Genomic DNA, 10,061 nt, shown 5'->3' on the forward strand with positions numbered 1-10,061 from the left:
TCTGGCAGCCGGAGGCGGTGAGCTCGGCGATCTGCTGCAGCGTGGCACCGATGTCGGACGTACGCGTGGTCGTCATCGACTGCACGGACACCGGGGCGCCCCCGCCCACCGCCACCGACCCGACCTGGATCCGCCGGCTCTTCCGGCGCTCGGCGAGCGGCGGCAGTGGCACCTCGGGCATCCCGAGCGGGACAGCGGTCATGGCCTCACCCCCGGTTTCCGGAGACCGTCTCGCGCATGGCGCGCAGCGACTCCTTCAGGGACCCCATGGTGGCGAGGACGGCGGTGGGCTCGTAGCCGCAGTGCGCCATGCAGTTGGCGCAGCGCGGGTCCTTGCCGCGGCCGTACCGGTCCCAGTCGGTGTCCTCGATGAGCTCCCGGTACGTCGGCACATAGCCGTCGCTCATCAGGTAGCAGGGGCGCTGCCAGCCGAAGAGGGAGTAGTTCGGGATCGCCCACGCGGTGCACGGGAAGTCGACCTTGCCCTCGAGGAAGTCCAGGAACAGCGGGGAGTGGTTCAGCCGCCAGCGGCGCCGGTTGCCGCCCGCGAAGGCCTTCTTGAACAGCTCCCGGGTCTGCTCCACGCCCAGGAAGTGTTCCTGGTCGGGGGCCTTCTCGTAGGCGTAGGCGGGCGAGATCATCATCTCGTCGACCTCGAGGTCGTCGTTGAGGTAGTCGAGCACCTCGACGATGGTCTGCGGGGTGTCGGTGTTGAAGAAGGTCGAGTTGGTGGTGACCCGGAAGCCGCGCCGCTTGGCTTCCTTGATGGCCGCCACGGCCTCGTCGAACACGCCCTCCTTCGCCACCGACTCGTCGTGGCGCTCGCGCAGCCCGTCGATGTGCACGGCGAACGCGAAGTAGGGCGAGGGGGTGAACTTGTCCATCTTCTTGCGCAGCAGCATGGCGTTGGTGCACAGGAAGACGTACTTGCGCCTGGCCACCAGCTGGCGCACGATCTCGTCGATCTGCGGGTGCATCAGGGGTTCGCCGCCGGCGATCGACACCATGGGCGCCCCGGACTCCAGTACCGCGCCGACGGCCTGGGCGACGGGCATCCGCTGTTTGAGCACCCCGGCCGGGTGCTGGATCTTGCCGCACCCCTCGCACTTGAGATTGCAGGCGAAGAGCGGTTCCAGTTCGACGATCAGCGGGAACTTGTCCCGCCCGCGGAGCTTCTGTTCGGCCAAGTATGTAGCGACCTTGATGGACTGACGCAGCGGCATGGCCATCTGGCTCACCTCCTGGGGAGCAGCAAGGAACGGTGCCATTCATGGAAAGCCGGGAGTACGGACCGGAGAACGCGGAAAGCCGATATTCCACCGCGCACCGTGCCGATCCGGACGAGTTCGTGTTCAGGAGCGTCCACGATCACCCGGACGGCCGCAACCGGGCGCTCGCCCATGCGGACGGCGCTCAGGAGCGTGGCGGCGGATTCCATGTCGGCCGCGATCGCGCCGGTCGCGAGCAGATCGGACCGTTCGTGGCCGCGGACGACGTGGTCGGAGCCGGTGAGCGGACCGATGTGGACGGTGCGCCCGGGCACCGCGCGCCCCAGCTCCTTCACCAGCAGTTCGGTCCCCACGCACGGGACGCTGCCGCGCGGGTCCCGGGTCTCCCCGGCGACGACCAGGTCGCCGGGGTGCATCCCGGGGGCGAGCCCGGCGCAGAAGCCCGTGGCGAGGACGGCCGCCCGGTTCAGCTCCGGGCCGGCGAGCATCCGGGTGACGGACCGCTCGGCCGCCGCCGGCCCCATGCCCGTACGCAGGACGGTGACCGGTCCGCCCGTGTCCCCGTCGCCCCGCCCGGCGCGCTCCCGCCCGCGCAGGGCGAACCGCTCGATGCCGAGCGCGCAGGCGATCAGCAGCGGGGCCGGGGCGGGCTGGGGTGCCATCAGCTTCCCTTCGCCTCGGCAAGCGGCTGCCCGGGCTCGCTCTTCGCCACGACGGGTTTCTTGCTGAACGGCTCCCCGTGCACGTAACGGCCGAGCGCGGTGAGCGGGAAGACCTGCCGGTAGAGGTGGTAGTTGATGGAGAAGTCCCAGGGGAACCCGGTGCCGGTGAAGTACGGCTCGTCCCAGGAGCCGTCCTCGCGCTGGGTGGCCGCCAGCCACCGGACGCCGCGTTCGACGGCCTGGGAATCCCGCTCCCCCGCCGCCAGCAGCGCCATCAGCGCCCACGCCGTCTGCGAGGCGGTCGAGGCGCCGCGCCCGCTCCACTCCCGGACGTAGCGGTAGGAACGCAGGTCCTCGCCCCAGCCGCCGTCGTCGTTCTGCACCTTCTCCAGCCAGGCCACGGCCCGCCGGATCGCCGGGTGCGAGCCGGGGATGCCGGCGGCGGTCAGCGCGGGGACGACGGAACCGGTGCCGTAGAGGTAGTTGACGCCCCAGCGTCCGAACCAGGAGCCGTCGAGCTCCTGTTCGGCGAGCAGCCACTGGATGCCGCGCCGGGTGCGCGGATCGTGGGCGAGCCCTTCGACGGCGAGCATCTCCACGACGTGCGCGGTGACGTCGGCCGACGGCGGGTCGATGACCTCGCCGAAGTCGCAGAACGGCAACCGGTTGGGGAACGGGCTGGTGTTGTCGACGTCGAAGGCGCCCCAGGCGCCGTTCCTCGACTGCATGCCGAGGTTCCAGCGGACCCCGCGCCCGACGGCGTTGTCCAGCCGCTCGGGGTCGTGGTGCTTGACCCGGCGCAGCGCGAGGACCACCTCGGCGGTGTCGTCGATGTCGGGGTAGTTGTCGTTGTGGAACTCGAACGCCCAGCCGCCGGGCGGCAGATGGGGCCGGCGCACGGACCAGTCGCCGGGCCGCACGACCTGCTCGCCGAGCATCCAGTCGGCGGCCTTGACCAGTTGCGGATGGTCTGCGGGCAGGCCCGCGTCGGCCAGCGCGATGGTGGCGAGGCAGGTGTCCCACACCGGGGACTGACAGGCCTCGATCATCCGGGCCCCGTCCTCGCGCCACACGGCGAACCGGTCCAGCGACTTCAGGCCCGCGCGCATCACCGGGTGGTTCAGGTCGTAGCCGAGCAGGTGCAGCGCGATGATCGAGTACACCGCCGGGGGCTGGATGCCGCCCCAGCAGCCGTCGTTCTCCTGCCGTTCGATGATCCAGCGGGCGGCGGTGTTCATGGCCGCCCTGCGCAGCCGGCGCGGGACGGCTCTGCGCAGCGTGTGCAGGGCCCTGTCCAGCCGCTGGAAGGCGCCGTCCCAGCTGTTCGGCGGCGCGAGCGGCCGGGGAGGGTTGGGGCGGTGCGGGTCGGTGTGCAGCTCGTCCAGCGGGAACGGGGCGGGGCGCACCGGCCGCTCGGCGGAGACGATGGTCAGCGGCACGATGGTCTGCCGGGCCCAGCAGCCGAAGTCGTAGATGTTGAGCGGCACCCAGGACGGGAACCAGATCAGCTCGGGCGGGAGTTCGGGCAGGTCCTCCCACTTCCACCAGCCGAACAGGGCCAGCCAGATCCGGGTGAAGACGCGGGAGGCGGCGATGCCGCCCCGTTCGCGGATCCAGGCGGAGGCCTTCGCCATGTGCGGGGCGTCGGGCGGATCGCCGGCCAGCCGCAGGGCGACGTACGCCTCGATGGTGGCGGAGAGGTCGCCGGGGCCGCCGTGGAAGGTGGCCCAGGTGCCGTCCTCGCGCTGCTCGCCGCGGACGAACAGGGCGGCGGCGCGGGTGGTGTCCTCGTCGCGGATGCCGAGGAACTGACGCAGCAGCAGGTCCTCGGCGTCCATCGTGACGTTGGTCTCGAGGTCGCCCTTCCACCAGCCCTGGTCGTCCTGCCGGGACAGCAGGAAGTCGGTGGCCCGCCGCATGGCGCGGGCGGCGATGTCGGGAACCCCGGCCGCCTCGGGAATGTCGGTGTCGTTTTCGCTGGCCGCGGTCACTCGGGACGGCCACGCCGCCCCGGTGCTTCCGTCGGTCGTCGCTGTCATGGCTTCCCCTTCGTGCAGTCCTGCGAGTGGTGTCTGCTGTGGGTCCGCCGTCGGCCGGTGCCGTTCTCCCCGCAACACCGGCCGGCGACTACGCGAGGGCTATTCGACCGATAGTGATCATCTCTTTCGTACGACGACGAAGTCCGCGAGCGCCGTGAACCGCTCCCGCACCGGGTCGGGCATGTCCACGGCGTCGAGGGCCTCGATGGCGACGGTGTGCTGACGGCGTGCCTCTTCGGCGGTCCAGTCGCGGCCGCCGGCCTCCTCGATGAGGGCGGCACGGGCCGCGAACTCCTCCTCGGAGAAGTTCGCGAAGTCGCTGCTCTTGGCGTCGGCGGCGAGGATCTCGCCGAGCCGCTCGGAGGCGGGGCCGCCCGCCGCGAGCGCGGCCACGACCGGGAGGGACTTCTTGCGCTGGCGCAGGTCGCTCCAGGTCTGCTTGCCGGTGGCCTCCGGGTCGCCCCAGATGCCGAGGAGGTCGTCGACGGCCTGGAAGGCCAGGCCGAGGTGGTAGCCGTACCTCTCCAGCGCGTCGGCGGTGCGGTCGTCCGCGCCGCCGAGCACCGCGCCGATGGAGCTGGCGCAGGCGAGCAGGGCGCCGGTCTTGTTGCCCTCCATCTCCAGGCACTCCTCGACGCTGACGCGGTCGCGGTGCTCGTAGGAGATGTCCTGCGCCTGGCCGTCGATGAGCGCACGGCTCGCCGCGGTCAGCCGGCGGGTGGCGCGGCCCGCCTCCACCGTGCCGAGCTCCAGCAGCACCTCGTTGGCCAGGGCGAACAGGGCATCGCCGACCAGGATGGCCTGGGCGGGGCCGTGCACCTTCCAGACGGTGTCGCGGTGCCGGCGCTGTTCGTCGCCGTCCATCAGGTCGTCGTGCAGGAGGGAGAAGTTGTGGACCAGTTCGACGGCGACCGCGCCGGGGACGCCGGTCTCGGGGGCGGCCCCGGTGACCTCGGCGGACAGCACGGCGAGGGCAGGGCGCACGGCCTTGCCGCCGTCGCCGTCCGCGGGCCGGCCGTGGGCGTCGATCCAGCCGAAGTGGTAGGCGGCGACCGTGTCCATGGGAGGTGCCAGGCGGTCGACGGCCGCCCGCAGTACCGGCGTGGCCAGGGTCCGGCCGCGCTCCAGGAGCGCGGACACGTCCACCGCGGTCCTTCGAGCGGCCTGCGAGGCCGGGGGCACAGTGGGCACAGTCTCTCCTCTTGTTGCGGTACCGGGGGTGCGGGAACCTGCCGCGCCGCTCTGTTGCAGCATCAGGCCGCCTCCTCGATCGCGAAGAGGTGGCGGGGGCGGGGCCGGCCGAGGGCGCTCAGCGCGGCGTCCGCCGCGCCGACGCCGCTGCGGACCGCACTCTCCATGGTCGCGGGCCACCCGGTGGCGGTCCACGCTCCGGCCAGGTACAGGCCGGGGGCCTTGGTGCGGGCGCCGGGCCTGAGACGTCCGACGCCGGGGGCGGGCGCGAAGGTGGCGGTGCGCTCCCGGGTGACGAAGAAGTCCTCGACCCGGGCTCCGCGGGCGCGCGGAAGCAGTCGTTCCAGTTCGGGCAGGTACCGCTCGCGCAGCGCGGCGACCGGCTCGTCGATGTCGTCCTGGGCGACGGACTGGGAGAGCGCCAGGTACTGGCCGTGCTTCAGCCCGGACGCGTCGGTGCGGTCGAAGACCCACTGCACGGGGGTGCCGAGGGCGGCGAAGAAGGGGCGCCCGAGCACCTTGCGGTCGTAGACGACGTGCACGTTGAGGATCGGGGCGGTGCCGAGGGCGAGCAGCCGTTCGGGGGCGTCGAGCGCGCCCGCGGGCAGCAGGTCGTACGCCTCGCGCTGGGGTACGGCGAGGACGACCGCGTCGGCGTGGACCGTCTCGCCGGGAACCTGGACGCTCCATCCTCCGTTCCCGTTCACAGAGACGGAGGTGACCCGTGTACGGACCTCGGTACGCACGCCCGCGGAGTCGAGCGCCTTGCGGGCGAGCCGGTCGTGCAGTTCACCCAGCGGCACTCGGGCCCAGCCAATGTCGGCCGCCGAAGGGTCGGACAGCAGACCGGTCTTGAACACCATCGCGGCGAGCGACAGGGACGTGTCGCCCGCGACCGCGTTGAGGGTGGCGACCCCGACCAGGTCCCACAGGGCCTCGACGGCGCGCGCCGACTGGCCGTGCGCGGCCAGCCAGCTGCCGAAGTCCTGGGTGTCCAGGGCCGGATCGGCGAGGTCGAGCCCCTTCAGCGCGAGCGCGGCCCGGCCGACCCTGGCCCGGTCGGCCAGCGACAGGTGCGGATACGTGGCGAGGCTGCGCCCCAGGTGCAGGGGCACGGGCAGCGCGTCGCGCCGCAGCCTGCCGAGCCGCCGCCCCTCGGGGCGCGTGACGTCGAGCACGGGCACGTCGAGACGGTCCTGCAGCGGTGCCAGCGCCGCTCCGCCGATCCGGTCGAGGAACCAGCGGTAGGCGGTGCAGCAGCGCAGGTACACGTGCTGGCCGTTGTCGACGGTCAGGTCGCCGCGCTGGAAGGAGAAGGCGAGCCCGCCCAGGCGCGGCCGGCCTTCGAGCAGGGTGACGCCCACCCCGGCGTCGGCGAGTGCGAGCGCGGCGGTGACGCCGGCGAGCCCGCCGCCGACGACCACGGCGTGCCGTCCTGCCGGAACGGGATCGTCCGTGCGCGGCCCCGTGGAGCGTGTGCCGTGGCTCATGCGCCCTCCCCTGTCCGGCCGGTGCGCCGCTCGAACGGTGCGGAGCCGGCCGTCTCAGTCTGGGACGCGGCGTCGCGGTGGAGGGTTGCCCGCCGCTTTCCGCCGGGGTGCGGGGCGTCCATCAGGCGCGCCTCCTGACGGTGCGCCGGGTCACGTGCCGGGTGTCCAGGCCGGACAGGCCGCGTACCGCGACGTACGCCTTCTCGCGTCCGGGCAGGGAGACCCGGCCGCGCAGCACCGCCCCGGGGTCGCGCTCGATGCGGTCAAGGAGCCGGCGGTAGATGCCGGCCATGGCGGCGACGCAGGCGCCGCTGCGCCGGTCGAGCAGGGGGAGCAGCCGGTAGCCCTCGGCGAAGAGGGCGCGGGCCCTGCGCACCTCGAAGTGCACCAGGCCCGCGAAATCGGAGCCCTCCGGTGGGGTCGGCCCGCCGAATCCGGCCGAGCAGCCGAACTTGGCGAGGTCGTCGGCGGGCAGGTAGGTGCGCCCGCCCTCGGCGTCCTCGCGGACGTCGCGGAGGATGTTGGTGAGCTGGAGGGCGAGGCCGAGCGTGTCGGCGTACTCGGGTGCGCGTTCGGCGCCGCGCGCCCCCCTCTCCGTACCGAACACCCCGAGCGAGAGCCGCCCGATGGCGCCCGCGACGCAGCGGCAGTAGACCTTGAGGTCGTCCCAGGTCTCGTAGGTCTCGCCGCGTACGTCCATCTGGACGCCGTCGATGAGTTCGTCCAGGCCGCCGAGCGGGATCGGGAAGTGTGCGGCGGCGTGGGCGAGGGCGACCGCGACCGGGTCGGTGTCGTCCTCGTCGACCGCGCCGTCGCGGATCCGGGTGAGCAGCGCCCGGGTGTCCTCCAGCCGGGTCACCTTGACGTCGTTCGCCAGCGGGCCGTCGCCGATGTCGTCGACGCGCCGGGAGAACGCGTACAGCGCCGACATCGCGCGCCGCTTGGGCGCCGGCAGCAGCCGGATGCCGTAGGCGAAGTTGCGTGCCTGCTGTCCGGTGACGGCCTCGCAGTAGCTGTAGGCGGCGAGTACCGGTGCGGACGCGGGTGGTTGCGGCTCCACGGTCCGGATCACCCCTTTCCTCGCAGAGTCGCGCCCGCCTCGCGCAGCAACTGGACCTTGCCGGGCTTGGGCGGGCCGGGAAGTACGTCGTATTCGGCGGCGGCGATCGCGTGGAGGGCCGCCCTTCCTCCCGCCACGAACCCCGCGAGCAGCAGTCTGAGCCTGCCGTGGACGCTACCCACGAGGGGGGTGCCCTCATTCAGCAGCTCCCGGGCGCGTTGCGCCTGGTACGCGACCAGCGCGCGCACCGACGCGCCCGCGGTGGGCGCGGCGAGGTCCGCCTCCTGGACGTGGAAGCGCTTCATGTCCGCGGCGGGCAGGTAGACGCGGTCGCGGCCGAGGTCCTCGGCGACGTCCTGGAGGTGCTCGACGATCTGGAGGGCGGTGCAGACCGCGTCGGAGCGGCGGACGCGCTCGGGCGTCGAGGTGCCGGTGACGGCGAGGACGAGGCGGCCGACGGGGTTGGCCGACAGTTCGCAGTAGGCGAGCAGGTCGTCGTAGGTCTCGTACCGCTTGACGAGCTGGTCCTGGCGGTTGGCGGCGATCAGACCGAGAAAGGGCTCGGGGGTCAGCGCGTGACGGCGGACCGTCGGCCGGAGCCGGCGCAGCAGCGGATGGCCCGGCTCGGGGCCTGCCGGCTCGAACACCCGGCGCAGGTCCGCCTCGAAGGCGTCCAGCAGTGCCGGCCGGTCCTCGGCGGCGTCCTCGGGCACTCCGAGGAGGCGGGCGTCGGCGCCGCCGGGGGCCAGGTCACCGTCGCCGATGTCGTCGACCAGACGGGCGAACCCGTACACCGCCATGAGGTCGTCGCGCCAGGGCCGGGGCAGGAAGAAGGGGGCCACGGGGAAGTTCTCGGCGGCGGCCTTGTCGAGGGTGGCGCGTCCGGGGTCGGCGGCGCGCGCCGCGGCCACGGGCGTCATCGCGGACTGCCATGGGCGGGGACGGCACACACTGCGCTCAGCAGGGGAGTTTCCATAGCCATCGCCGTCACATCTCCCGTTCTACACTGTTGACCCAATGCGCACTATTTCGGACACGCCACCCGGGCTTTCGCCAGGCGGCATCGTTGGATGATGTCGGGCATTATGGCCCTGATTGCCGTCTTTCGGGACCGGTACAGCTTACGTTGTACAACGCGGCGCGTGACGGTGGGGGTCTCCGCGCAACACGACAACGCACCGATCGGCGTCAAGATTCCGCCGGGCGGCCGGAGTTGACGTCTCCTTTGCAGACGCCGGGCCCCGCCGGACAGTTCCGGCGAGGCCCTCGTGGCAGCGGGCTACTTGCCCGTGAACTTCTCGTACTCCCGGAGCACCTCGTCGGTGGGCCCGTCCATGCGCAGCTCACCGCGCTCCAGCCAGAGCACGCGGTCGCAGGTGTCGCGGATCGACTTGTTGTTGTGGCTGACCAGGAACACCGTGCCGGCCTGCTTGCGCAGCTCCCGGATGCGCGCCTCGGAGCGCTTCTGGAACTTGCGGTCGCCGGTGGCCAGGGCCTCGTCGATCATCAGGACGTCGTGGTCCTTGGCGGCGGCGATGGAGAAGCGCAGCCGGGCCGCCATGCCGGAGGAGTAGGTGCGCATCGGCAGGGTGATGAAGTCACCCTTCTCGTTGATCCCGGAGAAGTCGACGATCTCCTGGTAGCGGGCCTTGATCTGCTCGCGGGACATGCCCATGGCGAGCCCGCCCAGTATGACGTTCCGTTCGCCGGTCAGGTCGTTCATCAGGGCGGCGTTGACGCCGAGCAGGGAGGGCTGGCCGTCGGTGTAGACCTTGCCCTGCTCGGCGGGCAGCAGTCCGGCGATGGCCCGCAGCAGGGTCGACTTCCCGGAGCCGTTGGAGCCGATCAGGCCGATGGCCTCGCCCCGGTAGGCGACGAAGGACACCCCGCGCACGGCGTGCACCTTGCGCACGCCCCGCTCCTCGCCCCGCTTGACGATGCGGCTGAGCGCCGCCGTGGCGCTGCCCTTGCCGGTCCTCGCGCCGTTGACGCGGTAGACGATGTGCAGGTCGTCGGCGATGACCGTGGGGATCTTCTCGTCGGTGGTGTCAGCCACGGCCGTACCTCTCCTCAGCCTTCCAGAAGTAGACGAACCCGATCACGCCGGCCAGCAGTGCCCAGCCCAGCGCGAACGCCCACACGTGCGGGGGCAGGTAGGAGGAGCCGTACTCGTCGATCAGCGCGAAGCGGACCAGGTCCATGTAGATCGCCGCCGGGTTCCACTGCAGCACGTCGGCCAGCCAGGCCGGCACGTCCTTGCCCTCGAGCATCGCCGGGATGCTGAACATCACCCCGGACGCGTACATCCAGGTGCGCAGCACGAACGGCATCAGCTGGGCCAGGTCGGGCGTCTTGCTGCCCATCCGCGCGAAGACCAGCGCCAGCCCGGT

At 72.2% G+C, this 10,061-nt stretch carries 11 protein-coding genes; all 11 read right to left on the bottom strand.

Annotated elements, in window-relative coordinates:
• On the bottom strand, nucleotides 1-202 hold a 202-nt coding region (locus tag KUM38_RS33075), incomplete at its 3' end, for a flavodoxin-dependent (E)-4-hydroxy-3-methylbut-2-enyl-diphosphate synthase (protein ID WP_217135002.1).
• Between the two features lie 4 nt (nucleotides 203-206).
• The gene (gene hpnH, locus KUM38_RS33080; RefSeq protein ID WP_217135005.1) at nucleotides 207-1,229 is read right to left on the bottom strand and encodes an adenosyl-hopene transferase HpnH; all 1,023 of its coding nucleotides are present in this window, start codon (nucleotides 1,227-1,229) and stop codon (nucleotides 207-209) included.
• 5 nt (nucleotides 1,230-1,234) lie between these two features.
• Nucleotides 1,235-1,891, bottom strand: a complete 657-nt coding sequence (locus KUM38_RS33085) for a 1-hydroxy-2-methyl-2-butenyl 4-diphosphate reductase (RefSeq protein ID WP_217135007.1) — start codon at nucleotides 1,889-1,891, stop codon at nucleotides 1,235-1,237.
• Nucleotides 1,891-3,930: a squalene--hopene cyclase gene (shc, locus tag KUM38_RS33090; RefSeq protein WP_217135012.1), complete on the bottom strand. Its 2,040-nt coding sequence runs from the start codon at nucleotides 3,928-3,930 to the stop codon at nucleotides 1,891-1,893. The genes KUM38_RS33085 and shc overlap by 1 nt, the downstream gene beginning before the upstream one ends.
• Before the next feature lie 117 nt (nucleotides 3,931-4,047).
• Nucleotides 4,048-5,112 carry a polyprenyl synthetase family protein gene (locus KUM38_RS33095; protein WP_217135021.1) on the bottom strand — a complete coding sequence of 355 codons (1,065 nt, stop codon included), beginning with the start codon at nucleotides 5,110-5,112 and terminating at the stop codon, nucleotides 4,048-4,050.
• A 71-nt stretch (nucleotides 5,113-5,183) separates the two neighbouring features.
• Nucleotides 5,184-6,611 carry a hydroxysqualene dehydroxylase HpnE gene (gene hpnE / locus KUM38_RS33100; protein ID WP_217135014.1) on the bottom strand — a complete coding sequence of 476 codons (1,428 nt, stop codon included), beginning with the start codon at nucleotides 6,609-6,611 and terminating at the stop codon, nucleotides 5,184-5,186.
• On the bottom strand, nucleotides 6,608-6,733 hold the full coding sequence (locus KUM38_RS43825; RefSeq protein ID WP_366816456.1) for a DUF6380 family protein: 126 nt from the start codon (nucleotides 6,731-6,733) through the stop codon (nucleotides 6,608-6,610). Before KUM38_RS43825 ends, hpnE begins: the two co-directional genes overlap by 4 nt.
• Nucleotides 6,733-7,683: a presqualene diphosphate synthase HpnD gene (gene hpnD, locus KUM38_RS33105; protein WP_217135016.1), complete on the bottom strand. Its 951-nt coding sequence runs from the start codon at nucleotides 7,681-7,683 to the stop codon at nucleotides 6,733-6,735. The genes KUM38_RS43825 and hpnD overlap by 1 nt, the downstream gene beginning before the upstream one ends.
• Nucleotides 7,680-8,591, bottom strand: a complete 912-nt coding sequence (hpnC, locus tag KUM38_RS33110) for a squalene synthase HpnC (protein WP_217135017.1) — start codon at nucleotides 8,589-8,591, stop codon at nucleotides 7,680-7,682. The genes hpnD and hpnC overlap by 4 nt, the downstream gene beginning before the upstream one ends.
• A gap of 359 nt (nucleotides 8,592-8,950) precedes the next feature.
• On the bottom strand, nucleotides 8,951-9,727 hold the full coding sequence (locus KUM38_RS33115; RefSeq protein WP_217135019.1) for an ABC transporter ATP-binding protein: 777 nt from the start codon (nucleotides 9,725-9,727) through the stop codon (nucleotides 8,951-8,953).
• Nucleotides 9,720-10,061, bottom strand: a 342-nt coding sequence (locus tag KUM38_RS33120) for an ABC transporter permease (RefSeq protein WP_217133087.1), incomplete at its 5' end; no start/stop codon positions are given. The genes KUM38_RS33115 and KUM38_RS33120, both read right to left, overlap by 8 nt.

The organism is Streptomyces sp. AC558_RSS880, from assembly GCF_019049255.1.
GTDB lineage: Bacteria > Actinomycetota > Actinomycetes > Streptomycetales > Streptomycetaceae > Streptomyces.